We start from the raw sequence: 24687 nt of genomic DNA on the forward strand, positions 1-24687 counted from the left end.
CGTGTAATTCACCCTCGACGATTGCGCTCCTCCGTTGAGCCCCTCATCACTTCCGGCGTGTGACGGCGCTCAATATACACAGGGCGTTAAGCACTCTGTGCCTCGTGGTCTTCGCGCTTTGCTCGAGCACGCTCCGCCTGCACACCGTAGAGCTCCGATGCAGGGTAGTAAATCTCAGCCAGGGCGAGCGCATGCGGAGGTGCCAAAGTCAGCGAAGCCTCGCGTCCCGGGTTCTCAATCCGTTCACGCAGCCAGGCGGCGTCTCGCTTACCCGTACCGTAGAGCACCAGCGCACCCACGAGCGAACGCACCATGTGATGGCAGAAGGCGTCAGCCACCACGCGCACCTCAATCAGCCCGTTTTCAGTGCGGGTAAAGCTGAGTTCCCGCAGTTCGCGAATCGTAGTCGCCCCTTCGCGCGGCTTGCAGAAGGAGAGGAAATCGCGCAGGCCGAGTAGCTGCTGTGCCGATTCGTTCAGATCAGCACAATCCAGGTGCTCGGGTACCGCCCAGGTGTAGGTACGGTGAAGGGGGTTAAGACCGTCCGCTGCACCATCTGCGATGCGGTAAACATAGCGGCGGCCGGTAGCTGAGAAGCGCGCATCAAAATCGAACGGCACTTCGCTCACGCGATGAATCTGAATAGCGCCCTGCAAAATGCCGCGAACGTTCTTCGGAAGGTTGAGTTGTTCTTCCGCATCGTAAAGGCAGCGTTGCAGAGCCCCGGTGAGGCGGCGCCCCAGGGCAGCCGTCGGGTCATCTTCCCCCGTTCGCCCCTGCAGGCGAGTCCAGTCCTCATCACTCAGATCGCAGTGCAAGGTTTGGGCTTCTGCGTGGACTCCCGCATCCGTTCGACCCGCAACCACCACACGGTGAGGCGCCCGCAGAATCAGCTCGAGGGCGTTCTCGATAACTCCCTGCACGGTGACCAGGTTCGGCTGGGCTGCCCACCCGCTGAAAAGAGAACCGTCGTAAGCACAATCAATTCGCACGCGGTGCGTAGCGGTGAAGGGCTGCTCTTCGTAATTCTCTAAAGAAGTAGCGTTATGCATTGGTGTGCCTTTCAGCGGTAAAGGACGATTGAAGACTACGGGCCGGCTCTTGGATAGCGAATGCGCAAAGAACCGTGTCCTCTTAAGTATGCAGATACGCCAATCCGCCGCCCACAATAGTGGACGGCGGATTGACATATTTTAGGCTTAGCCTAAATCAGCTGGGATCCGTATTACTCGGAAACCTTCTGTGCTGCTGCGCCACCTGCGGGGGCGTAACCTGCAGCCTCTGCCGACTCAGCGGAGTCGAACCAGATTTCAGCCTTGGTGCTGGTGTACCAGCGGGAACCGGGCACGTGGTACTTCATGGAATCGGCGTTACCCTTAACCTCGAAGCCCTCGGGAGCCTCGCCGGACTCCAGGGGTGCGTGGGAACCTGCGGGCAGGCCCTCAGCTGCTTCAGCCTTGGGAGCCTCAGCTGCCTTCTCAGCAACCTTGGTTGCCTCAGCAACTGCACCCTGGGTTGCAACGGGCTCCATGACGAGCTCGATGACTGCCATGGGAGCGTTGTCACCCTTGCGGTTACCGATCTTGATGATGCGGGTGTAACCACCGGGGCGCTCTGCCATTGCCGGAGCAATAACGGTGAAGAGCTCGTGCACAACGGACTTGTCGGTGATGGAACGCAGCACGCGACGGCGAGCAGCCAGGTCGCCCTTCTTACCGAAGGTGATGAAGCGCTCTGCCACCGGACGCAGGCGCTTTGCCTTGGTCAGGGTGGTGGTGATGCGCTTGTGCTGGAACAGCTGCGCCGACAGGTTGTTGAGCATGTGGCGCTCGTGGGTCGGGGAACCGCCGAGGCGGGGACCCTTAGTGGGAGTAGGCATAGTTAAATCTCCATAGTTGCGTTCCCTAACGCCCCAGCAGCGGAGCCTCTTAGGGAATCAAGTTTGACTGATCCCGGTGGAACCGGGTGAACTATTCGGTCGAAATTATTCGCCGGAACCGTCTTCGTCATCAAGCGGGCGTGCAGCAGGCTCGAAACCGGGAGGGGAGTCCTTCAAAGCCAGGCCGAGCTCGATGAGCTTTGCCTTGACCTCGTCAATGGACTTAGCACCGAAGTTACGGATATCCATCAGGTCAGCTTCACTGCGGGTCACGAGCTCACCCACGGTGTGGATGCCCTCGCGCTTGAGGCAGTTGTAGGAGCGGACGGACATGTTCAGGTCCTCGATCGGCAGTGCCAAATCAGCGGCCATGGACTCGTCGGCGGGCGACGGGCCAACTTCGATACCCTCAGCTGCAATGTTCATCTCACGTGCCAGGCCGAAGAGCTCGACCAGGGTGCTGCCTGCAGAAGCAACGGCGTCACGCGGTGCGATGGCTTCCTTGGTTTCGACGTCCAGGGTCAGGCTGTCGAAGTCGGTGCGCTGCTCAACACGGGTCGCGTTCACGCTGAAGGTAACCTTCAGAACCGGGGAGTAGATGGAGTCAACCGGGATACGGCCAATCTCGCCATCGCCGACCTTGTTCTGAGCTGCAGTCACGTAGCCGCGACCGCGCTCGATAACCAGCTCAGCGTTGAAGTTTGCCGAGGCGTTCAGGGTTGCCAGGTGCAGTTCCGGGTTGTGGATCTCCACGCCAGCGGGAACCTCGATGTCGCCTGCGGTCAGTTCACCTTCGCCCTGCTTGCGCAGGTAGGCCACGACGGGCTCGTCGTTCTCAGAAGAGATGGAGAGCTTCTTGATGTTCAAGATGATCTCAGTGACGTCCTCGGTCACGCCGGGAACGGTGCTGAACTCGTGCAGTACGCCATCAATGCGGACGCTGGTAACAGCGGCGCCGGGGATGGAGGACAGCAGAGTACGGCGGAGGGAGTTACCCATGGTGTAGCCGAAACCGGGCTCCAGAGGCTCGATAGTGAAGCGCGAGCGGTTGGGCGCTACGACCTCTTCAGTCAGAGTGGGGCGCTGTGCAATAAGCACTTTGTTTCCTTTCGGTGAGCTCCGCTATATGAGCCCACAGGTTGGGGAAAACATATCTTAGGAAGCAGACGGGTGTCTGTACTCTCCGGGTACAGCTCCGTGCGGAGTGTACCCGTCGAGGGATTAGGTCGAGACCTAATTAGACGCGGCGGCGCTTCGGGGGACGGCAACCGTTGTGTGCAACGGGGGTAACGTCCTGGATCGAACCGACCTCGAGGCCTGCAGCCTGCAGGGAGCGGATTGCGGTTTCGCGACCGGAACCGGGGCCCTTGACGAACACGTCAACCTTGCGGACGCCGTGCTCCTTGGCGCGGTTTGCAGCAGCCTCAGCAGCCAGCTGTGCGGCGTAGGGGGTGGACTTACGGGAGCCCTTGAAGCCCATGTCGCCAGCGGAGGACCAGGAGATCACTGCACCGGTGGGATCGGTGATGGAGACGATGGTGTTGTTGAAGGTCGACTTGATGTGAGCCTGACCAGCAACGATGTTCTTGCTAACCTTGCGGCGGTTGGTCTTACGAGCTGCCGCAGCGCGAGTCTTGGGAGGCATTTTTGATTCTCCTACAAAGGTTTTCTAATACGTTGGTCGGATAGAGATATCCAACAGAGCAACGTTGCTTACTTCTTCTTACCTGCGACGGTACGCTTCGGACCCTTGCGGGTACGTGCGTTAGTCTTGGTGCGCTGACCGTGAACCGGCAGGCCGCGGCGGTGGCGCAGGCCCTGGTAGGAACCGATTTCAACCTTACGGCGGATGTCAGCTGCAACCTCGCGGCGAAGATCACCTTCAACCTTGTAGTTGCCTTCGATGAAGTCACGAAGTGCCACGAGCTCCTGGTCGGTCAGGTCCTTGACGCGGGTGTCAGGGTTGACGCCGGTAGCAGCGAGGGTTTCGTGTGCACGGGTCTTGCCCACGCCGTAGATGTAAGTGAGAGCAACTTCCACGCGCTTTTCGCGGGGAATATCAACTCCAGCGAGACGTGCCATACTGGCTTCTCCTTGTTGTTTTCCAGAGGTCTATAGCATCACTGCCCGAGTTATTCTGGCTCGGTCCCCGGCCTCTGAGTCCGGAGGTATCCGAAGGCGCCTCTTGGGGCGTTGCTTCGGAGCGGTGCCTATGACAATTCCACCCTCTTATAGGGCGGCTATGAAGTCAGCTGCTAGGGATTAGCCCTGGCGCTGCTTGTGGCGCGGGTTTTCGCAGATCACCATGACCACACCGTGACGGCGGATCACCTTGCACTTATCGCAGATCGGCTTAACGCTCGGCTTGACCTTCATCGCATTCCTTTTGATTGCAACTTGATTACTGGCGAGATAAGAGGTTCCCTCACTTACGTTGGGGAACTGCGTTATCCCTTTGAACACGATTTAAACGCCGCCAGAGGCGACGTTTATCTCGGGTTTACTTGTAACGGTAGACGATACGACCTCGGGAAAGGTCGTAGGGGCTCAGTTCCACTACTACTCGGTCCTCAGGCAGGATGCGAATGTAGTGCTGACGCATCTTGCCCGAGATGTGTGCGAGAACCTTGTGGCCGTTATCCAGCTCAACACGGAACATCGCGTTGGGCAGAGCTTCAACCACAGAGCCTTCAATCTCGATGACGCCGTCTTTCTTAGCCATATCCTCCGCTAACGTCGGTGCCCGTCGCAGGTGCGGCGGGCAAATGTATCTTCTGTTTGTGAGCTCACCGCGGTGAGGTGCTGGGGCGTTTTAAGGCGCACTTAACACTGGCACAAACAACCAACTGTTAACTCTACGGCAAAGACCCTGGAAAAACAACCGTGATTTTTATGACATCAGGCACTTAAGGTTTAAAAGGAAGAAGCCCCTCCCCCACGCTCCAGAAAGCCTTGAGGATTTCCATCCGCAGGAAAGGGGCACCGCTTATCGGTCAAAGCTCAGCTACTTAGTCTTCCTTAGCGGCAAGCTGACCGCATGCACCATCAATATCTGAGCCTCGAGTATCACGAATAGTCGTCGGAATACCATGTGCACGCAGACGCTCCACAAAGTTCTGCTCAACGCCCTTACGGGATGCCGTCCACTTCGAACCCGGGGTCGGGTTCAGCGGAATCGGGTTCACGTGCACCCAGCCACGGCCGCGCTGAGCCAGCTTCTTACCGAGCAGATCCGCACGCCAGCCCTGATCGTTAATATCTCGAATCAGTGCATACTCAATGGAAACGCGGCGGCCGGTCGTACGGTAGTAGTCGTATGCAGCGTCCAGAGTCTCGTCGACCTTCCAACGCTGGTTAATCGGGATGAGCTCATCACGTAGCTCATCATCCGGAGCGTGCAGAGACAGCGCCAAAGTAATGGGCAGCTTCTCCAGCTCAAACTTACGAATACCCGGCACCAGGCCCACGGTCGACATGGTCAGACCGCGAGCAGAAATACCGAGGCCCTCGGGCGAAGGGTCAATCAGGCGGTGCACAGCACCCATGGTTGCCTTGTAGTTAGCAAGCGCCTCGCCCATACCCATGAAGACAATATTGGAAACACGCAGCGGACGAGTATCCTCAGAACCGCCTTCTGCTTCTTCCAGGCCCTTCATCTGCTTCAGGTAGCGGGCACCGGCAACGACCTGCTCCACAATTTCCGCGGTGGACAGGTTGCGAGTCAAACCCTGCTGACCGGTCGCACAGAAGGGGCAGTTCATACCGCAGCCAGCCTGCGAAGAGATGCACATGGTCACGCGGTTGTCATAACGCATGATGACAGACTCAATGAGCGCACCATCAAAGAGGCGGTGCACAACCTTCAGGGTGTCGCCACCGTCAGCCTCGAGGGTACGGACCGGGGTCAGAAGCTGAGGCATCGCCTGTGCAACCATCTGCTCGCGGTCCTTAGCCGGCAGGTCAGTCATCTCAGCGGGGTCAGTGACCAGACGCTCAAAATAGTGCTTGGACAGCTGGGATGCACGGAACGACTGGTAGCCAAGTTCCTTCAGAAATTCACGGCGGCCAGCCATGTCGAAGTCAGCGATATGCTTGGGCGGCTTCGCACGGCGCGGTGCTTTCAGGGCAATCTGGCCGGGTGCGGGGCGAACGTTCGAGATTTCAACCGGCACCTTGGTCGCAGCGGGTGCGGTTGCCTCGCCGCTATTGAGAGTTTCGCTCATGGAGCTTCTTCCTTGTGATGTGGATGCTTTCGGATGCGCTATCACGCACCGGACCGGATTCGCCGGTTTCTTCGGGTGGAGGTGGGGCAGCTAAAGGTGGATACCCCTCCCCTAGTGGTGGGACTTAGGCGGGGATCGGAACCGGGGTTACGCCAAAGCGAGCAAGTTCGCTTGCACCACCGTCTTCTGCAGTCAGGACCCAGATACCTTCGCTATGCACAGCAACGGAGTGCTCCCACTGGCAGGCATCGGAGCCGTCAACGGTTACAACGGTCCAGTCGTCGGAGAGCACCTTGGTCTCGATGGAACCAGTCACAAGCATCGGCTCAATAGCGAAAGCCATGCCGGGCTTGATCTTCGGCCCCATGTCACGCACTGCGTAGTTCAGTACGTCCGGTGCCATATGCATCTGGGAACCGATGCCGTGGCCCACGTAGTCTTCAATAATGCCGTACTTATCGCCGTATTCTTCGGTCACATATGCTTCGATGGCAAGGCCGATTTCGCCGACCTTCTTTGCGGTTGCCAGAGCGGCGATGCCGTGCCACATTGCCTCGCGAGTGACGGCGGAGAGCTCTGCGCGTGCTTCGCTCACATTGTCACCGACCAGCACAGTACGTGCCGAGTCGCCGTGCCACTGGCGGTTGGTTGCGGGGTCGATAACGTATGCGCCACCGTCGATAGAAAGGATGTCGCCGTCCTTGAGCACGTAGTCGCCGGGGATGCCGTGAACGACCTCATGGTTGACGGAGGTGCATACGGTTGCCGGGTAGTCGTAGTAGCCGTAGAAGTTGGAGGTGCCACCCAGTTCCAGCATGGTGCGTTCAAAAGCGGCGTTCACCTCTGCGGTGGTTGCGCCGGGGCGAGCTGCCGCCACTGCCGCATCGAGCGCGCGGCTGGTGATGACGCCTGCACGAGCCATCTGCTGAAGCTGTGCATTGGTTTTGATTTCGACTCGTGCCATTCTGGCTCCTTAGGTATAGGGGGCGGTGCGCCCAAGCTTAGAACTCTACAGACAGCACTGTACCCCCGCAAGTCTTTGTGATGCATCATGCACCTCAAATTGCGGGGGTACAGCAGAAGATTACTTCAGAGCGTCGAGGATGCGCTCGGTGACTTCAGCAATCTCGCCGAGGCCGTTAACTTCCTTGACGATGCCGCGTTCGCGGTAGATTGCGATCAGCGGTGCGGTCTCTTCTTCGTAGACCTTCAGGCGGTGACGAATGACCTCTTCGTTGTCATCGGTACGACCCTGCTCTGCTGCGCGGTTGAGCAGACGCTCAACGAGTTCGTCGTTGTCTGCAACCAGCAGGAGAACTCGATCGATCTTCTCACCCTTGGCTTCGAGGATGGAGTCTAGCTCGTGCACCTGGGAGGTGTTGCGGGGGTAGCCGTCGAGCAGGAAGCCGTTGACGACGTCGCTTTCCTCCAGACGTGCGCGCACCATGTTGTTGGTGACAGAGTCGGGAACCAGGTTGCCGGAGTCGATGTACGACTTCGCTTCCTTGCCCAGCTCGGTCTCTTCCTTGATGTTCTTACGGAAGATATCACCGGTGGAAATCGCGGGAATCTTCAGCGCTTCAGCGATCTTGACGGCCTGGGTGCCCTTACCTGCACCGGGAGGGCCGACGATGAGCAGACGGTTCATCGGAGCAGTCCTTCGTAGTTTCGTTGTTGGAGCTGAGCGTTGATCTGCTTGAGAGTATCAAGACCAACACCCACCACGATCAGCAGCGAGGCGCCGCCGAACGGGAAATTCTGGTTTGCGTTGAATAGGATAAGCGCTACCAGGGGAATCATGGAAATTACACCCAGGTAAAGTGCGCCAGGCAACGTAATTCGGTTGAGTACGTAGCTGAGGTAACGCGCGGTGGGCTTACCCGCACGGATGCCGGGAATGAAGCCACCGTACTTCTTCATATTGTCCGCTACTTCTACCGGGTCGAAGGTGACCGCCACGTAGAAGTACGCGAAGCCAATAATCATGAAGAAGTAGAGAGCAATGTACAGCGGGTGATCGCCGCGCACCAGGTATGCGTTAATCCAGTTGACCCAGTCCGGCGGGGTGGAGCCGTCGGTGGGGGTGTTGAACTGGGCAATCAGGCCGGGCAGGGTCAGCAGGGAGGACGCGAAGATCAGCGGGATCACGCCGGCCATGTTGACCTTCAGCGGGATGTAGGTGCTGGTGCCGCCAATGGTGCGTCGACCAATCATGCGCTTTGCATACTGCACGGGGATACGGCGAACGGACTGTTCCACGTAGACCACGGCAAGCATGACCAGCAGGCCAATACCGCAGACAGCCGCGAAGATACCCCAACCGTGGGTGCGCTGGATGGAGCCCAGAGCGCTCGGGAAGGAGGAAGCGATGGAGGTGAAGATCAGCAGGGACATACCGTTGCCGACGCCACGCTCGGTAATCTGCTCACCCATCCACATGATGACGGTGGTACCTGCACACAGGGTGACGATAATCAGCAGGATGTGCAGTACGTCGTCCTGGGGGATGATGCCCGGGCAGTTACCCAGCAGAACGCCAGAGCGTGCCATCGAGACGATGGTGGTTGCATTCAGCAGAGCAAGAGCGATGGTCAGGTAGCGGGTGTACTGGGTGAGCTTTGCCTGACCCTGCGCGCCCTCATCGTGCAGCTCCTGGAATCGCGGGATGACCACGCGTAGCAGCTGGATGATAATGGACGCGGTAATGTACGGCATCACGCCGAGGGCAAAGATCGAAAGCTGCAGCAGTGCGCCACCACTGAAGAGGTTGACGATATCGTAGACGCCACCGCTTGTAACATTGGCGTTCAGACACTGCTGTACATTTCCGTAGGAAACGCCTGGCGCGGGGATGAAAGTGCCCACGCGGTACAGCACAATCATTGCCAGGGTAAACAGCAGCTTACGCCGCAAATCGGCGGTCTTGACGACTCGCCCGAATGCGCTCAGCACATGTCCTCCTGTAAGTCTATGGGGCGCCCATCCCTCTCAAAGAGTTTTAGGGCGCAGTAAACACATCTTCCAGTCTATCGTGTTTGGAGCGGGTAACGATAACTCCCTAGCAGATTATGTAGCTTTTATATTCTCTTAGCGTGATTTTTGAACGCCAAATGTGGCGCACACCAAGCGTTCAAATATACGAATACAGGAATATATCCCGTTGTGAGTCTTTCCGAGCAGCAAAAAGCCCCCGCCGTACAGTGTACGGACGGGGGCTTTCTCGTCTTGAAGACTACTTAACGGTTACAGAACCGCCAGCGGCCTCGATCTTCTCAATAGCGGAAGCCGATGCCTTGTCAACAACAACGTTCACCTTGACGGAGATTTCGCCGTTGCCCAGAACCTTCACGAGCTCGTTCTTGCGAACGGCACCCTTAGCAACCAGTGCCTCGACGGTGACGTCGCCACCGTTGGGGAACAGTTCCTGGATGCGGTCCAGGTTAACAACCTGGTACTCGGTGCGGAAGGGGTTCTTGAAGCCGCGCAGCTTCGGCAGGCGCATGTGCAGCGGCAGCTGGCCGCCTTCGAAGCCTGCACGAACCTGGTAACGTGCCTTGGTACCCTTGGTACCGCGACCTGCGGTCTTACCCTTGGAGCCTTCACCGCGGCCAACGCGGGTCTTTGCCTTGTGGGCACCCGGTGCCGGGCGCAGATCGTGAATCTTGATAGCTTCTGCCATCTTTACTTGACCTCCTCAACCTTCACCAGGTGAGCAACGGTGTTAACCATGCCAACGGTGACGGGGTCAGCAGTGCGGACTACCTTGTTGCCGGGGCGCTTGAGGCCCAGGGAACGCAGGGTGTCGCGCATGTTCTGCTTCTGACCAACATAGGACTTGACCTGGGTGATTTCCAGCTTTGCGTCGCTGGGCTGAATACGCTTGGCCATTACTACGCACCTGCCTTTTCAGACTTGGTGTTGCGCAGGTAGCTGGGGATAACCTCATCGGTGGGCAGGCCACGGCGGGCTGCCACTGCCAGGGGCTCCTCGAGCTCCTTGAGTGCTGCAACAGTTGCGTGAACGATGTTGATCTGGTTGGAGGAACCGAGCGACTTGGACAGCACGTCGTGAATGCCTGCGCACTCGAGTACTGCACGCACGGGGCCACCTGCGATAACACCGGTACCAGCGGTTGCCGGGCGGAGCATCACAACGCCTGCAGCTGCCTCACCCTGCACACGGTGCGGGATGGTGCGGCCTTCGATGCGGGGAACGCGGAAGAAGTTCTTCTTTGCTTCCTCGACACCCTTGGAGATTGCTGCGGGAACTTCCTTAGCCTTACCGTAGCCAACGCCGACCAGGCCGTTACCGTCACCAACGACGACCAGTGCGGTGAAGCTGAAGCGACGACCACCCTTGACGACCTTGGAAACGCGGTTGATGGTCACAACGCGCTCGATGTACTTGTCCTTCTCCTCCTCGCGAGCGCGGTTGTTACGGCGCTCACCACGGCCACGACGCTCGCCGCGGTTGTTGCGGCGCTCCTCGCGCTGGTTGGAGGTCTCAGCGGTTTCAGCTACTACTGCTTCGCTCACCTGAGTTTCCTTTACGTTCTGCTCGCTCATTAGAGTGCAAGACCTCCCTCGCGTGCACCGTCAGCAACGGCTGCAACACGGCCGTGGTACTTGTTACCACCGCGGTCGAACACGACTGCCTCAACACCAGCTGCCTTGGCGCGCTCTGCTACGAGCTCACCAACGCGCTTTGCCTTAGCGGTCTTGTCCAGGTCAGCTGCACGCAGCTCTGCTTCCATGGTGGAAGCGGATGCCAGGGTTACGCCCTTGACATCGTCGATAACCTGAACGAACATGTGACGGGTCGAACGGGTGACGCACAGGCGCGGACGCGCAGCGGTACCCGAAACGTACTTGCGGATGCGAGCGTGACGACGTGCACGCTGCGCTGCCTTCGACTTGATAGCCATGTTTACTTACCAGCCTTTCCGACCTTGCGGCGGATGTGCTCACCTGCGTAGCGAACACCCTTACCCTTGTAGGGATCGGGCTTACGCAGACCACGAATGTTTGCTGCAACCTGACCAACGAGCTGCTTGTCGATACCCGACACGGTCAGCTTGTTAGCACCCTCCACTGCGAAGGTAATACCCTCGGGAGCGGTGATGTTGATCGGGTGGGAGTAGCCCAGAGCGAACTCCAGGTCGTTACCCTTCGGGGTCACACGGTAACCGGTACCAACGATTTCCAGCTTCTTTTCGTAGCCGGAGGTAACGCCGATAATCAGGTTCTGAATCAGGGTACGAGTCAGACCGTGCAGCGAGCGAGACAGGCGCTCGTCGTTCGGACGAGATACAACGATCTCGTTTTCGTTCAGAGCCACGGTGATGGGGGAAGCTACCTTGTGGGAGAGCTCGCCCTTCGGGCCCTTAACGGTAACCAGGTTGCCATCGACCTTAACCTCAACGCCGGCGGGAACCGAGATGGGGAGACGTCCAATACGTGACATTATTCTCTTCCTTTCTCTTCTAACCGACTACCAGATGTAAGCGATGACTTCGCCGCCCACGCCCTTCTTCGCAGCCTGCTTGTCAGTGAGCAGACCCGAAGAGGTGGACAGGATTGCGATGCCGAGGCCACCCAGAACCTGGGGCAGGTTGGTGGACTTTGCGTAGGTACGCAGGCCCGGCTTGGAAATACGACGCACGCCAGCGATGGAACGCTCGCGGGACGGACCGTACTTGAGGACGAGGGTCAGGGTCTTGCCGACCTTTGCATCCTCAACCTTCACGTCGGCGATGTAGCCCTCAGCCTTCAGGATCTCAGCAATGCGAGCCTTCAGCTTGGAGTAGGGCATGGATACGGTGTCGTGGTATGCGGAGTTTGCGTTACGCAAACGGGTCAGCATATCTGCGACCGGATCAGTCATAGTCATTGTGGGCTTTAGCCCTTCCTCGTTGTGGTTTCCCTACCCCGCGGTAACGGGGTCTGGACCTACAACGTAGTCGTTAGTTGGTCTTGAACGGGAAGCCCAGTGCCTTCAGGATTGCACGGCCTTCTTCGTCGGTCTTCGCGGAGGTCACCACGGTGATGTCCATACCACGCACGCGGTCGATCGAGTCCTGATCGATTTCGTGGAACATGGACTGCTCGGTCAGACCGAAGGTGTAGTTACCATTACCGTCGAACTGGCGGTCCGAGAGGCCGCGGAAGTCGCGGATTCGGGGCAGTGCCAGGGTGACGAGGCGGTCCAGGAATTCCCACATGCGGTCGCCACGCAGGGTGACGTGTGCGCCGATGGGCATACCTTCGCGCAGCTTGAACTGTGCGATGGACTTCTTAGCGCGGGTAACAATCGGCTTCTGACCGGTGATTGCGGTGAGATCGCGGATTGCGCCGTCCATGAGCTTTGCGTCGCGAGCTGCCTCGCCAACACCCATGTTTACGACGACCTTAACGATCTTCGGGGTCTGCATGACGTTCTCGTACTTGAACTCTTCCTGCAGAGCGGGAACGACGACCTCAGCGTACTTGGTCTTGAAGCGGGGGGTGATCTTGGTTTCGGTCATTAGATGTCCTTACCCGAACGCTTAGCAACGCGCACGCGAACGGTGCGCTCCTTGCCGTCACGCTCTACAGTCTCGAGGCGGAAACCAACACGGGTCGGCTTCTTGGTCTCGGGGTCAACAATCGCAACGTTAGAAACGTGGATCGGTGCCTCAACCTTCTGAATGCCGCCTGCTGCGCCGGTCAGGGGGTTAGCCTTGGTGTGCTTGGTGACGACCTTGACGCCCTCAACAATCATGCGGTTTTCCTTGGGGAGAACCTTCAGAACCTTGCCCTGCTTGCCCTTATCTGCACCGGAAATAACCTGAACCAGGTCGCCGGACTTGATCTTAGCCATGAATTAGAGCACCTCCGGAGCCAGCGAAACGATCTTCATGAACTTCTTGTCGCGAAGCTCACGACCCACGGGGCCGAAGATACGGGTACCACGGGGATCACCATCAGTGTTCTTCAGGATCACTGCGGAGTTCTCGTCGAACTTGATGTAGGAGCCGTCGGGACGACGGGTTTCCTTCTTGGTGCGGACGACGACTGCCTTGACAACGTCACCCTTCTTTACGGTACCGCCGGGGATTGCATCCTTGACGGTTGCGACAATGATGTCGCCAATGCCTGCGTAGCGACGCGAGGAACCACCGAGAACACGGATGGTCAGGATTTCCTTCGCACCAGTGTTGTCGGCGACCTTCAGTCGCGACTCCTGCTGAATCATATTTCTCCTGTCGTCTCGCCGGTTCCGACTCGCTTTAGGCGCGAGCCAGCCTTGCGGAACATTTTTACGGGATTGGTTGACGCCCCGGGCCCCAACTCTATGGAAGGGGTTAGCGGAAACGCCTGGGGCAAACCCATGCCAGAAGCATTTGGACCCGCGTGAAGCGGGCGTATCCCACCCGTAAATAGCGGCATTATGCACTGGCACGAGAAGCCCGTGGTTGTGCGGCTATTTGGATACAGCCACACAGTCTTAACACTGTACAGGAAGCAGGTATGTAGCGCAAGAGTTTGCCGACTATGATTTCAGTCTCCTCCACCCTATCTCTGGGGATAGCCGGGCTTAGAGAGCAAAAACCCCATACCCCACATCACCATCGATTGAGAAGGCCCCTTATTTGACACTTAAAGCAGGAGGCCCCTTCGTGTAGTTCCTGACGCATAAGAAACTGAAGGGGCCTCGAGAAATCTATCAAACAATGTGTCAAACAAAGAAGATAGATATTAATATTTTACTACGCTTTAATGTCCCTCCACGACAGACTTGCCGCAGTACTGGCAAGAGACCACCCCGGTCCTACTCCCCACCTCTCAGACATACGCACAGTGCTAGAGCGCGGCTAGAGCGCGGCACGCACTACGTTGATATATCAGCTGCTCTCAGTCGCTCTTCACTCATCAGCTAGGGCATATATACTTTCGCGATACCGTCACGAACGATAGGGCGAGGAGGTTCTCCCGGTCGAGTCTCTTCTGCAGCCTCGTAGTATTCGCCAGAGTTTGCATCCAGCACGTAGGGAACCTCAGCTGCGGGGTAGTCTCCTGCTTTATCGACAGCAATAACACTCCCGTCCTTCAACAGGACCTGGTGGTTAATGCGGGTGGGAGCCACCTGCACGGTGTCAATAATGGCTCGATTGAGCGTATTAATGACGGTAACAGTTCCGCCACCAGCAACTGCCGCCTCCCCCTTGCCACCGAAATCAGCAACATAGAGCAGGTGACGTTCTGCATCGAGCAAGATATCGGTGGGCATCTTTCCGAACGGAAGATAAGCGAGGTGCTCACCCTCAAAGCTCAGAACATACAGACCGCCATTCTTACCCTCGCGCCCTTGCGCAGAGACATATAGTTCACCGCGCGTCGAATCAATCTCCACACCGTGAACACCGACTGGAGTATTGGCGTCTTCCCCGCCAATTACGGGCAGCTTGCGTGCAAGCTCCCAGGTATTCATATCCACAACCCAGATTTCATCTCGCATAATATTCGGGATGTACAGGAGGCTACGGCTTTCGTCCGCTACGGGTCCTAGTAGCATGGCAGGGCCTTCCCCTTGAAGGGGGCTAACCCTACGTTCCCCCTCTGCGGTGGGTGCAGAAATCACCTGGTAGCCGCCCATTCCGGTAACGAGTACGGCACCGTTGGGTGCGACGTATAGCTCACGCGGAGTCAGCATCTCTACTTCTAGAACGAGAGAATCCCATACGCGCGATAGGTCCTTTTGGGAGTATGCGGTAACCGAGTTTGTGCGGGTTCCTCCGGTCCAGAGAAGCCCCCGTTCATTGTCTGCGGCTAACCCATAGGCAGCTTGAACCTGGAAGAGGTTTGCTAGTTCGGGGTTATTTTCCGGGATAACGGGCAGAGTAGCCGTCTGCTCAATCTGCAGGGTATCCGCGTTTATGCGAGCAATTGTGGCGCAGAGAGTGCCGTGGGTCTTTGTGTGGTTATAGCTTCCACTTACAAAAAGAACGTTCTCTTCAGGGTTGTATGCCACTTGATACTGGCCAGCAAGTCCCGCGGAACGATCCACGGAAAAACGCTTAGCATCCGGCACGTTCTTCTGCTCTTCTCCTGCGACAGGGGGAACCATAAGTATCTCCAGAGTTGTGTAGTTTGGAGGCTAGCTCACCTTATATTTTGCGGGCTTAGCATCCGGAGCTTTCTGCTGTATATCTTACGCTTTGCCCACCATTTTGAGGCTTTTCTAGTGCAGTCCATGCACTACGAAATTCATCCTCAAGAGGTCCTATATTGGCATCCGGAGCTGTTCTCCCCTCCGGCTCTGAGCGGGGCAAATTTACCCCATGAAAGCTTTACAATCTAAACATAATTAGCATAAAAGACATATATCTAGAACTATCGGCATCTTCTAGAACTAAAAGACTTATATCGAGTCGACCAGAGCCATAGATTTTGTAATATTTCTTCACCTCTGACCCCCTCAAAACAGCGTTCTGAAAAAATCTGCTTAAAAATTTAGAAATTAAGGGTTGTTTTTTCAAAAATCAAGTTTTTTAGCAAAAATCGCGATTCAAGGTGCGAAAATCAGCGAGATGTACCATAATAGAAGAGACGCATGCGTCAAACAAGAGGTTCGGTCCTTATCGGACAGATTTCTTGGGTCCCTTTTTCCTCGCTAATCCGTTTGTCTAGGGACCGAACCTCGCTTTGACACTAAACCCGCACTTCGGTGCGGGTTTTCTTCGTATTTGAGGCGTTAGAATCCCGCACTTCATTCTTCAGGCTGTTAACTCGTCAAATAAGGGCGGGCGAGCGCAGAGGGTGCGCTTCACCCTTCCTCCGCTTCTCTTCCGCTCTCCCCCGCTACTACTTCTGATCCTGGTCTAGGCCTTCCGCTCGAATACAGACGTATAGGCAAAACGATAGGGGCGGTACCCATCGGTTCGATGGGTACCGCCCCTTTCAGCGCCTATCGGCAGTTTCAGAGAGTCAAGCGGGTTCTTGAATATCTAGCAGATCCCGCTCTACCTCTTTCGCTACCGCCAAGCGGTAGTATCGTGGGCTGCCGTGGGGTACGGGCTATGCCTTGCGGCGACGTGCTACCAGCACGGTTGCGCCAACGACCAGGGCAAGAACGCCGATTCCTGCAGCAACGACGACGCCCGAAGCACCGGTGTTAGCCAGCGAAGACTTCGAGGAGCTCGAAGCGGTGGAGCCGTTGTTGGAAGAGGTGACGTTCTGCGACGAAGAGCCGGAGGTCTTCGGTGCAGTGCTGTCCTTCTTCTGAGCATCAGACTTCAAAGAATCCGCGGGAGCCTTGGACTGATCCTTAGCGTTTTCCTTTACCTGTTCCTTGGAGTCTGCCGGTGCGGAAGGCGCCTCAGAGGGGTTAGTTACAGGTGCATTAGCCGATTCGGATGCCTTCGGTGCAGGTGCCTGGTTGTCAACGCTGAAGGTGTATTCTGCAGCCACACCACCGCGCACGTTATCGTTCTCGGTCAGGGAACCGGAGAGCAGGTAGATAGCAACGCTATCGCCGGTCTTCAGTTCTTCAGTCAGGTTAGAGTTTGCCACGGTGGGGCGGTCGATGGTTGCGGTGAAGTTACCGTTTTCGTCCGCCTTGATGTATGCCCAGATGCCTGCGCTATTGCCTTCAACGCCTGCGAGCTTAGGCTCTACCTTCGCAGAAATAGCGCCCTTGTTCAGCTTGACGGCGATAACGGAGCCCTTACCGTCCAGAGTCTTGAAGCCTTCACCGCGGAAGGTCAGCTTCTGGCCGTCCCAAGTCTTGGGGAAGTAGACCTTAGCGCCGTCCTTGTACTCGTGCACAACCTCATTGGAATTTGCGCTTTCGGAGGGTGCCGGGGTGCTCGGCTCGGGCTTAGCAGACTCGCTCGGAGCCGGAGTAGTCGGCTCAGGCTTAGCAGACTCGCTCGGAGCCGGAGTGGTCGGCTCAGGCTTAGCAGACTCGCTCGGAGCCGGAGTGGGCTGTTCGCTATCCGGCAGGCTCAGCTTAGTGCCGGCAGGGTAAGTGGTAGTCACGCCAGAAGGAGTAGCAGCGACCTGGGTGGTTTCTGCCGGTGCGCAGGTCTCAGCGGTGTCTGCCTTCTTCTCTGCAACAGTTGCGGAGAGCGCTTCACCACCGCGAGGAGTGTCACCTTCAACAATGGAGCCGGAGAGCAGGAAGACCGATACCTTATCGCCGCTCTTCAGATTTTCCGTCAGGTTGGAGTTCTCGGTGGTCGGGTACGGCAGTTCAGCGGTGAAGTTACCGTTTTCATCTGCCTGGATGTACGCCCAAACACCTGCGCTGTTGCCCTCAACGCCGTTGAACTTCGGCTCTTCCTTCGCGGAGATACGACCCTTGTTCAGCTTAACGGCGAGCACGGAGCCCTTCGAACCGTCCTGAGTCTTGAAACCTTCACCACGCAGCTTCAGGGTTTCACCGGTGGTCCAGTCCTTCACTGCGTAGAGCTTAGCGCCGTCGGCATAGGTCTTCACCAGCTCTTCAGAAGCAGTCTGCACTGCCGGCTTCGCGGCAGTTTCAACGGTGGTGTTGATCTTCACCATGACGCCGGGGGTAATCGGGGAATCTGCGTTGTCCTTGCCCTTAGGCTCGGTGCTAGAGGTGCGGTATTCACCGGTGGTCTTATCGATGGTGTAGTCGGTTTCGATAGCGGAAGCGCCTTCGACGCTACGTGCTACAGCGTATACGCTACCGTCTGCAGTGACCAGAACATCATTCGCACCGCTAGTTGCGCCGGTGGACACCTGAGACACAACGGTGCCGGTGCGTGCGTCAACAACGCCGACGTTGCCGGTACCGTAATCGGTCACGTACAGCAGGTCACGGGCTTCGTCGGAGGCAAGGGCGAGAGCCTGAGAGCCGAAAGGAATGGTCTTCTTGTAGGCGCCGGTTTCCAGGTCGTAGACGGTGATACCAGAGTTAGTGCCCTTACGGTCACCCTGGGAGCTGACGTAGATTTCCTTCAGAGACTTGTCGATGGTGACGTCAGAGGCGTTCAGGTCGGCTTCAGCATTGTCCTTGTGCAGCTGAATAGTCTTCTCAACCTCGTAGCTCTTGGTGTCGATTACCTTCACGGTGCCGGCACTCAAGGAGGGTACGTAGAGCTTGCCATCAGCGGAGTCCACGTGCATGTTCATTGCGATGTCAGATTCGCCCTTGGCGTCGGTGAATTCAATCTTCTTGACCAGGGCGTGCTGGGTGGTGTCGAAGACGCTAATGCCGCCGGAGCCAGATACAAAGACCTTGCCGCTGGAGGGATCGATGCGTACCTCGCGCGGGTGGTTGACCTCGCCTTCTGCGCTGCTCCAGATAATCTTGTTGGTCGCGGGATCGAAGACAGATACCTTGTTGACGCGGGTCTGGGTCACCCATACGTATCCGGTTGCTTCGTCGTAGGCAATACCGTAGGGAGATTCAATCTGCTTACCGGTCGGTGCGGTAGCGCCACGTGCGGTGAAGTCGGTGGTCGGGAACTGGTAGACAGTGGAGAGGCTCGGGGTGGATCCAACGTTCCAGGTGCCGACACCACCGGTCAGTACCGGCGGGCGGCCGGAGGAGAAGGAGGTGTAGAGGGAGGAGGTTGCTGCCGAGTATGCCAGCTGGTACTGGCCGGGCAGGCCCTGGTACTGGGTAGCGCTCACTGCAATGTGGCGGCATTCCTCAGCAGAGGTCTGGGAGTTTCCTCCGGGGACGGAAGCGGAGACGTTTGCCGCAAAGGTAGCGGGAACCGCAGCGAAAGAACCTGCGACAACGGAAAGTGCGCCAGCAATGGCGAGCAGCTTACGTGAGGGCTTGGGTGAAGAAGTCATGCTGATCCTCGATGATGTGTAGTGGTACTTCTCCAAAGGTCGTGCAACCTCCGGAAGATGCGTAGCTAAGCCCCTATGGATGAAGCAAGGCTAGACTAAGCAACTATAAAGTTGATAATAAGTGCCTCGTTAGGTTATTTTCAAGCAGCTATTATCAGCGCCCACGCTTCTCACGACTCTTTTAGCCACCGTCGCTATCCTCCCTAAAGCCCCGCATACACGCTCCACAAGGGGATTTCTTCCTCCAGCTCAAGCTACGTGGCTCTTTGATAGCGTTGTCCGGTAAAAGTAACCACTTTTCTGTATGACATCTTCAAAAGTTTTATGACAAATATTTATTCGGCATTTCATGACTTCTATCGTTGATTCTGTAGCTCACAGAACTTCCCGCTGAGTTCTCCCGAATAAAGGTTAAACGCAAAGGAGCCCTCTCCTACCTAAGTAGGAGAGGGCTCCTTTTATTGCTCTAGCAGAGAGTCATTAGAGGGCTTACTTAGCCTTCTCGATGATCTCCACGATACGCCAGCGCTTGGAAGCGGACAGCGGACGGGTCTCTGCAATCAGAACGAGGTCACCGATACCAGCAGTGTTCTGCTCGTCGTGTGCCTTGATCTTGGAGCTACGGCGAACGACCTTGCCGTACAGTGCGTGCTTCACGTGGTCCTCGACCTCGACGACAACGGTCTTGTCCATCTTGTCGGAGACAACGTAGCCGCGGCGGGTCTTGCGGTAGCCGCGCTCTTCGTTCTTTACTTCACTCACTTGGACTCACCTTCAGTTGCGGGACGAATACCGAGCTCGCGCTCACGCAGCACGGTGTAGATACGTGCGATGTCGCGCTTGATAGTGCGGCGACGACCTGCGTTAGCCTGACCGGTGACTTCCTGGAAGCGGATGTTGAAGAGTTCCTTCTTCGCTTCGCTCAGCTTTGCAGCCAGCTCTTCGTTGGAGAGCTCTGCGAGCTTATCGATGCTCAGGTCCTTGGATCCTACTGCCATCTCGCTTATTCACCACCTTCGCGGCGACGCACAACACGTGCCTTCATCGGGAGCTTGTGGATTGCCAGGCGCATTGCCTCGCGAGCCACTTCTTCGGACACACCGGAGAGTTCAAACATGACTCGACCCGGCTTGACATTTGCGACCCACCACTCGGGCGAACCCTTACCGGAACCCATACGGGTTTCAGCAGGCTTCTTGGTCAGCGGACGGTCGGGATAAATGTTGATCCAGACCTTACCGCCACGCTTGATGTGACGGGTCATTGCGATACGTGCAGCCTCAATCTGGCGGTTGGTCACGTATGCGGGCGACAGGGCCTGAATGCCCCACTCACCGAAGCTAACCTCGGTGCCGCCCTTTGCGAGACCACTACGCTTGGGGTGGTGCTGCTTGCGGTACTTTACTCGACGGGGAATAAGCATTTATGCCTCACCGTTCTCTGCAGTCTTGGCCTCGACCTTTGCCGAAGCGTTCTCGTTGCGGCGCTCGCGACGAGGACCACGGTTGCCCTGGCGGCGGCGGTCACCATCGCGGCGGTTGCCACGGCGGTTGTTTGCTGCCTGCTGAGCTGCCAGCTCCTTGTCGGTCAGGTCGCCCTTGTAGATCCAGACCTTCACGCCGATGCGACCGAAGGTGGTCTTAGCCTCGAAGAAGCCGTAGTCGATGTTCGCACGCAGGGTGTGCAGGGGCACACGGCCTTCGCGGTAGAACTCGGAACGGGACATTTCAGCGCCACCCAGACGGCCGGAGCACTGGATACGGATACCCTTTGCGCCTGCACGCTGTGCGGACTGGATTGCCTTCTTCATTGCACGTCGGAATGCAACACGCGATGCGAGCTGCTCTGCGATGCTCTGTGCAACCAGCTGAGCGGAGAGGTCGGGGTTAGCAACCTCGAGGATGTTCAGCTGAATCTGCTTGTTGGTGAGCTTCTCGAGCTCGCCGCGGATGCGGTCTGCTTCTGCGCCACGGCGGCCAATCACGATACCGGGACGAGCGGTGTGGATGTCCACACGCACGCGGTCACGGGTACGCTCAATCTCGACCTTTGCAACGCCTGCGCGATCCAGGTTCTTTGCCAGCAGCTCGCGGATCTTTACGTCCTCGCGGACGAAGTCAGCGTAACGCTCGCCGGGCTTGTTGGAATCAGCGAACCACTTGGAGACGTGGTCAGTGGTGATGCCCAGTCGGAAACCGTTCGGGTGAATTTTCTGACCCATTTAGCGGTCCTCCTCCTTCTCCGGGGTAGCAACTACCACGGTGATGTGGCTGGTGCGCTTGTTGATTCGGTATGCGCGACCCTGAGCGCGGGGCTGAATGCGCTTCATGGTCGGGCCCTCGTTCACGAATGCTTCGCTGATGAACAGCTCTTCCTCGCGGAAGGGCAGACCCTGCTGGGTTGCCTTCTGACGAGCGTTAGCTACTGCCGAAGCAACGATCTTGTATACCGGTTCCGAAGCTGCCTGGGGGGCGAACTTCAGAATCGCCAGAGCCTCTTCCGCCTGCTTACCACGGATCAGGTTGACGACACGGCGGGCCTTCATAGGCGTAACGCGAACGAAACGCGCTGATGCCTTGGCTTCCATTGCCTATCTCTCTTTCGTCTATTGCCGAAAGGGAAACGTTAGCTTATCGGTATGAACCGATTAGCGACGCTTACCCTTACGGTCGTCCTTCACGTGGCTGCGGAAAGTGCGGGTCGGAGCAAACTCACCGAGCTTGTGACCAACCATCGACTCGGTGATGAACACCGGCACGTGCTTGCGACCGTCGTACACTGCGATGGTGTGACCGAGCATGTCGGGGATAATCATCGAGCGACGCGACCAAGTCTTGATTACGTTCTTGGTGCCCTTCTCGTTCTGAGCTGCAACCTTCAGGTAGAGGTGCTGATCAACGAAAGGGCCCTTCTTCAAACTACGAGGCATGTTTCAGGCTCCTTAGCGCTTCTTGCCAGTACGACGGCGACGAACGATGAGCTTGTCGCTTTCCTTGTTGGGACGGCGGGTACGACCCTCGGGCTTACCGTTGGGGTTAACCGGGTGACGACCACCGGAGGTCTTACCTTCACCACCACCGTGCGGGTGGTCAACCGGGTTCATGACCACACCACGGACGGTCGGGCGGATGCCCTTCCAGCGGTTACGGCCTGCCTTACCCCAGTTGATGTTGGACTGCTCAGCGTTGCCAACTTCACCAACGGTTGCGCGGCAGCGAACATCCACGTTGCGGATTTCGCCGGAGGGCAGACGGAGCTGACCGTACTTGCCTTCCTTAGCAACCAGCTGTACAGAAGCACCTGCGGAACGAGCCAGCTTTGCGCCGCCACCGGGGCGGAGCTCGACACAGTGAATCACGGTACCAACGGGGATGTTGCGCAGGGGCAGGTTGTTACCGGGCTTGATGTCAGCTGCGGGGCCGGACTCGACGATGTCGCCCTGAGCGAGCTTGTTCGGAGCGATGATGTAGCGCTTGGAACCATCGAAGTAGTGCAGCAGCGCGATGCGAGCGGTACGGTTGGGATCGTACTCGATGTGCGCAACGCGTGCGTTAACGCCGTCCTTGTCGTGACGACGGAAGTCGATCAGACGGTACTGGCGCTTGTGGCCGCCACCCTTGTGACGGGTGGTGATGCGGCCGGTGTTGTTACGGCCGCCGGTCTTGTGAAGCGGACGAAGCAGGGACTTTTCCGGGGTGGAGCGGGTGATCTCGGAGAAATCAGCAACGCTCGAACCGCGGCGACCCGGGGTCGTCGGCTTGTACTTACGAATACCCATTTAGATATTTCTTCCTTCGTTAAAGTGGTCTCCGCGGGGCTTATGCCTGCGGACCGCCGAAGATGTCGATGGTGCCTTCCTTGAGGGTCACAATCGCACGCTTGGTGTTCTTGCGAGCGCCCCAACCGAAACGGGTGCGCTTGCGCTTGCCCTGACGGTTGATGGTGTTGACGGAAGCAACCTTGACGTCAAAGATCTTCTCGATGGCCTGCTTGATTTCCAGCTTGTTGGAATCGGTTGCGACCTCGAAGGTGTACTTACCTTCGTCGAGCTGACCGTAGCTCTTCTCGGAAACGACGGGAGCGATGATCACGTCGTATACAGACTTGGTGGAAACGCTCATTACTTAGCGCCCTCCTTCTTCTGAGCTGCAGCAACGAATGCATCGAATGCTGCCTTGGTGAAGACCACGTCGTCAGAAACCAGCACATCGTAGGTGTTGAGCTGATCTGCGTACAGAACGTGGACGTTCTCCAGGTTACGTGCGGACAGAGCCACAACGTCCTCTGCACGAGCAATCACAAGAAGGATGTTCTTGCGCTCGGTGATAGCTGCGAATGCAGCCTTTGCAGCCTTGGTCGAGGGGGTTTCACCGGAGATGAAGTTCTCGACAACGTGGACGCGGTCGTGACGAGCGCGATCGGAGAGAGCACCGCGCAGTGCAGCGGCGATCATCTTCTTGGGGGTGCGCTGTGCGTAGTTACGCGGGGTCGGACCGTGAACAACGCCACCGCCGGTCATGTGCGGTGCGCGGATGGAGCCCTGACGTGCGTTACCGGTGCCCTTCTGCTTGAAGGGCTTACGGCCTGCGCCGGAAACCTCGCCGCGGTTCTTGGTCTTGTGGGTGCCCTGGCGTGCAGCAGCGAGCTGTGCAACGACAACCTGGTGCAGCAGGGGCACGGATGCCTGCGCGTCGAAAATCTCTGCGGGCAGGTCTACCTTAAGGGTCTTAACAGCCATGATGTATTAGGCTCCCTTCACAGCGGTACGAACCAGAACAACGCCGCCCTTGGGACCAGGGATTGCACCCTTGATCAGCAGGACATTGTTCTCTGCGTCCACACCCTGGATAGTCAGGTTCAAGGTAGTGTGACGTGCTGCGCCCATACGGCCAGCCATGCGCATACCCTTGAACACGCGTGCGGGGTAGGATGCGCCACCGATGGAACCGGGCTTACGGTGGTTCTTGTGCTGACCGTGAGACGCGCCAACACCCTTGAAGCCGTGACGCTTCATAACACCTGCGAAGCCCTTACCCTTGGTCTTACCAACGACGTCGACCTTCTGGCCTGCTTCGAAGAGCTCAACGGTCAGTTCCTGACCGAGGGAATACTCAGAAGCATCTGCGGTACGCAGCTCGACGATGTGGCGACGGGGGGTAACACCGGCCTTCTCGAAGTGACCAGCCAGGGGCTTGGTAACCTTGCGAGAGTCGATTGCACCGAAACCAATCTGAACAGCTTCGTAGCCGTCAGTTTCCTGGTTACGGATCTGGGTAACAACGTTAGAATCAGCCTTGACGACGGTGACGGGCACAAACTTGCCGTCCTCGTCCCAGACCTGGGTCATGCCGAGCTTGGTGCCCAGCAGGCCCTTCACCTGGCGCTCGAATTTGTTAGTCATTAGATGCGATCCTCTACAGCTTGATCTCGATGTTTACGTCTGCCGGCAGGTCGAGACGCATGAGGGCATCAACAGCCTTGGGGGTCGGATCAACAACGTCGATCAGACGCTTGTGCGTACGCATCTCGAAGTGCTCGCGGCTGTCCTTGTACTTGTGGGGAGAACGGATAACACAGTAAACGTTCTTCTCGGTCGGCAGCGGCACGGGGCCAACTACAGTTGCGCCTGCGCCCTTTACCGTTTCGACGATTTTCCGTGCCGAAGAATCGATGACCTCGTGGTCATAGGACTTCAGACGGATGCGGATTTTCTGTCCCGCCATCTGTCGGACTCTCTTTCTTGATGTATTCCCTGTATCGGAGCTTTTGCCCC

General features: G+C 57.5%; 33 protein-coding genes. All 33 read right to left on the bottom strand.

What is annotated here, in order from left to right:
- Positions 1-86: 86 nt before the first annotated feature.
- Complete coding sequence (gene truA, locus HMPREF2527_RS05270) at positions 87-1052, bottom strand: tRNA pseudouridine(38-40) synthase TruA (protein ID WP_049341781.1); 966 nt, start codon at positions 1050-1052, stop codon at positions 87-89.
- 173 nt (positions 1053-1225) lie between these two features.
- The gene (gene rplQ, locus HMPREF2527_RS05275; RefSeq protein ID WP_012903064.1) at positions 1226-1879 is read right to left on the bottom strand and encodes a 50S ribosomal protein L17; all 654 of its coding nucleotides are present in this window, start codon (positions 1877-1879) and stop codon (positions 1226-1228) included.
- 105 nt (positions 1880-1984) lie between these two features.
- Positions 1985-2977 carry a DNA-directed RNA polymerase subunit alpha gene (locus HMPREF2527_RS05280; RefSeq protein ID WP_070506908.1) on the bottom strand — a complete coding sequence of 331 codons (993 nt, stop codon included), beginning with the start codon at positions 2975-2977 and terminating at the stop codon, positions 1985-1987.
- Between the two features lie 139 nt (positions 2978-3116).
- Complete coding sequence (rpsK, locus tag HMPREF2527_RS05285) at positions 3117-3524, bottom strand: 30S ribosomal protein S11 (protein ID WP_005505028.1); 408 nt, start codon at positions 3522-3524, stop codon at positions 3117-3119.
- A 68-nt stretch (positions 3525-3592) separates the two neighbouring features.
- The gene (gene rpsM / locus HMPREF2527_RS05290) at positions 3593-3961 is read right to left on the bottom strand and encodes a 30S ribosomal protein S13 (RefSeq protein WP_005505026.1); all 369 of its coding nucleotides are present in this window, start codon (positions 3959-3961) and stop codon (positions 3593-3595) included.
- A 180-nt stretch (positions 3962-4141) separates the two neighbouring features.
- Entirely contained in the window at positions 4142-4255 is a 114-nt protein-coding gene (gene rpmJ / locus HMPREF2527_RS05295; RefSeq protein ID WP_004005257.1) for a 50S ribosomal protein L36, read from the bottom strand.
- Between the two features lie 124 nt (positions 4256-4379).
- Positions 4380-4601 (bottom strand): translation initiation factor IF-1, encoded by a 222-nt coding sequence (infA, locus tag HMPREF2527_RS05300; protein WP_005505018.1) that lies wholly within the window; start codon positions 4599-4601, stop codon positions 4380-4382.
- 286 nt (positions 4602-4887) lie between these two features.
- Complete coding sequence (rlmN, locus tag HMPREF2527_RS05305) at positions 4888-6102, bottom strand: dual-specificity RNA methyltransferase RlmN (RefSeq protein ID WP_044150213.1); 1215 nt, start codon at positions 6100-6102, stop codon at positions 4888-4890.
- Positions 6103-6226: 124 nt separating this feature from the next.
- Positions 6227-7066, bottom strand: a complete 840-nt coding sequence (gene map / locus HMPREF2527_RS05310; protein ID WP_049341779.1) for a type I methionyl aminopeptidase — start codon at positions 7064-7066, stop codon at positions 6227-6229.
- Between the two features lie 120 nt (positions 7067-7186).
- Entirely contained in the window at positions 7187-7750 is a 564-nt protein-coding gene (locus tag HMPREF2527_RS05315; RefSeq protein WP_005505015.1) for an adenylate kinase, read from the bottom strand.
- Entirely contained in the window at positions 7747-9054 is a 1308-nt protein-coding gene (secY, locus tag HMPREF2527_RS05320) for a preprotein translocase subunit SecY (protein WP_012903060.1), read from the bottom strand. Before secY ends, HMPREF2527_RS05315 begins: the two co-directional genes overlap by 4 nt.
- Before the next feature lie 280 nt (positions 9055-9334).
- A complete protein-coding gene (gene rplO / locus HMPREF2527_RS05325) occupies positions 9335-9781 on the bottom strand; it encodes a 50S ribosomal protein L15 (RefSeq protein ID WP_005505008.1) in 447 nt (148 codons plus the stop codon).
- 2 nt (positions 9782-9783) lie between these two features.
- Positions 9784-9990 carry a 50S ribosomal protein L30 gene (gene rpmD / locus HMPREF2527_RS05330; RefSeq protein ID WP_004005265.1) on the bottom strand — a complete coding sequence of 69 codons (207 nt, stop codon included), beginning with the start codon at positions 9988-9990 and terminating at the stop codon, positions 9784-9786.
- A 2-nt stretch (positions 9991-9992) separates the two neighbouring features.
- Positions 9993-10637, bottom strand: a complete 645-nt coding sequence (gene rpsE, locus HMPREF2527_RS05335) for a 30S ribosomal protein S5 (protein ID WP_171840195.1) — start codon at positions 10635-10637, stop codon at positions 9993-9995.
- A gap of 29 nt (positions 10638-10666) precedes the next feature.
- Positions 10667-11026: a 50S ribosomal protein L18 gene (gene rplR / locus HMPREF2527_RS05340; RefSeq protein WP_005505006.1), complete on the bottom strand. Its 360-nt coding sequence runs from the start codon at positions 11024-11026 to the stop codon at positions 10667-10669.
- Positions 11027-11028: 2 nt separating this feature from the next.
- Entirely contained in the window at positions 11029-11565 is a 537-nt protein-coding gene (gene rplF / locus HMPREF2527_RS05345; protein WP_005505004.1) for a 50S ribosomal protein L6, read from the bottom strand.
- Between the two features lie 27 nt (positions 11566-11592).
- Complete coding sequence (gene rpsH, locus HMPREF2527_RS05350) at positions 11593-11991, bottom strand: 30S ribosomal protein S8 (protein WP_005505003.1); 399 nt, start codon at positions 11989-11991, stop codon at positions 11593-11595.
- Between the two features lie 73 nt (positions 11992-12064).
- Complete coding sequence (gene rplE / locus HMPREF2527_RS05355) at positions 12065-12625, bottom strand: 50S ribosomal protein L5 (RefSeq protein WP_005505001.1); 561 nt, start codon at positions 12623-12625, stop codon at positions 12065-12067.
- Positions 12625-12960 carry a 50S ribosomal protein L24 gene (rplX, locus tag HMPREF2527_RS05360; protein ID WP_070506909.1) on the bottom strand — a complete coding sequence of 112 codons (336 nt, stop codon included), beginning with the start codon at positions 12958-12960 and terminating at the stop codon, positions 12625-12627. The genes rplE and rplX overlap by 1 nt, the downstream gene beginning before the upstream one ends.
- Before the next feature lie 3 nt (positions 12961-12963).
- The gene (rplN, locus tag HMPREF2527_RS05365; protein WP_005504986.1) at positions 12964-13335 is read right to left on the bottom strand and encodes a 50S ribosomal protein L14; all 372 of its coding nucleotides are present in this window, start codon (positions 13333-13335) and stop codon (positions 12964-12966) included.
- 681 nt (positions 13336-14016) lie between these two features.
- Entirely contained in the window at positions 14017-15207 is a 1191-nt protein-coding gene (locus HMPREF2527_RS05370; protein ID WP_012903056.1) for a YncE family protein, read from the bottom strand.
- 950 nt (positions 15208-16157) lie between these two features.
- Positions 16158-18914, bottom strand: coding sequence for a Vgb family protein (locus tag HMPREF2527_RS05375; protein ID WP_070506912.1), 2757 nt, complete (start codon positions 18912-18914; stop codon positions 16158-16160).
- A 489-nt stretch (positions 18915-19403) separates the two neighbouring features.
- Entirely contained in the window at positions 19404-19676 is a 273-nt protein-coding gene (gene rpsQ, locus HMPREF2527_RS05380; RefSeq protein ID WP_012903053.1) for a 30S ribosomal protein S17, read from the bottom strand.
- The gene (gene rpmC / locus HMPREF2527_RS05385) at positions 19673-19912 is read right to left on the bottom strand and encodes a 50S ribosomal protein L29 (RefSeq protein WP_005504969.1); all 240 of its coding nucleotides are present in this window, start codon (positions 19910-19912) and stop codon (positions 19673-19675) included. The genes rpsQ and rpmC overlap by 4 nt, the downstream gene beginning before the upstream one ends.
- A 5-nt stretch (positions 19913-19917) precedes the next feature.
- Positions 19918-20337, bottom strand: coding sequence for a 50S ribosomal protein L16 (gene rplP, locus HMPREF2527_RS05390; RefSeq protein WP_005504968.1), 420 nt, complete (start codon positions 20335-20337; stop codon positions 19918-19920).
- Positions 20338-21135, bottom strand: coding sequence for a 30S ribosomal protein S3 (rpsC, locus tag HMPREF2527_RS05395; RefSeq protein ID WP_005504966.1), 798 nt, complete (start codon positions 21133-21135; stop codon positions 20338-20340).
- Entirely contained in the window at positions 21136-21501 is a 366-nt protein-coding gene (rplV, locus tag HMPREF2527_RS05400; RefSeq protein ID WP_005504964.1) for a 50S ribosomal protein L22, read from the bottom strand.
- A 60-nt stretch (positions 21502-21561) separates the two neighbouring features.
- Complete coding sequence (rpsS, locus tag HMPREF2527_RS05405) at positions 21562-21843, bottom strand: 30S ribosomal protein S19 (RefSeq protein ID WP_004005282.1); 282 nt, start codon at positions 21841-21843, stop codon at positions 21562-21564.
- Positions 21844-21855: 12 nt separating this feature from the next.
- Complete coding sequence (rplB, locus tag HMPREF2527_RS05410; RefSeq protein WP_005504961.1) at positions 21856-22692, bottom strand: 50S ribosomal protein L2; 837 nt, start codon at positions 22690-22692, stop codon at positions 21856-21858.
- 40 nt (positions 22693-22732) lie between these two features.
- A complete protein-coding gene (rplW, locus tag HMPREF2527_RS05415) occupies positions 22733-23035 on the bottom strand; it encodes a 50S ribosomal protein L23 (protein WP_005504959.1) in 303 nt (100 codons plus the stop codon).
- Positions 23035-23652, bottom strand: a complete 618-nt coding sequence (rplD, locus tag HMPREF2527_RS05420; protein ID WP_005504957.1) for a 50S ribosomal protein L4 — start codon at positions 23650-23652, stop codon at positions 23035-23037. The genes rplW and rplD overlap by 1 nt, the downstream gene beginning before the upstream one ends.
- A gap of 6 nt (positions 23653-23658) precedes the next feature.
- On the bottom strand, positions 23659-24315 hold the full coding sequence (gene rplC / locus HMPREF2527_RS05425; protein ID WP_005504955.1) for a 50S ribosomal protein L3: 657 nt from the start codon (positions 24313-24315) through the stop codon (positions 23659-23661).
- A gap of 13 nt (positions 24316-24328) precedes the next feature.
- The gene (gene rpsJ / locus HMPREF2527_RS05430) at positions 24329-24637 is read right to left on the bottom strand and encodes a 30S ribosomal protein S10 (RefSeq protein ID WP_004005287.1); all 309 of its coding nucleotides are present in this window, start codon (positions 24635-24637) and stop codon (positions 24329-24331) included.
- Positions 24638-24687: the final 50 nt, after the last annotated feature.

It is taken from the genome of Rothia sp. HMSC071B01 (assembly GCF_001808945.1).
Classification (GTDB): domain Bacteria; phylum Actinomycetota; class Actinomycetes; order Actinomycetales; family Micrococcaceae; genus Rothia.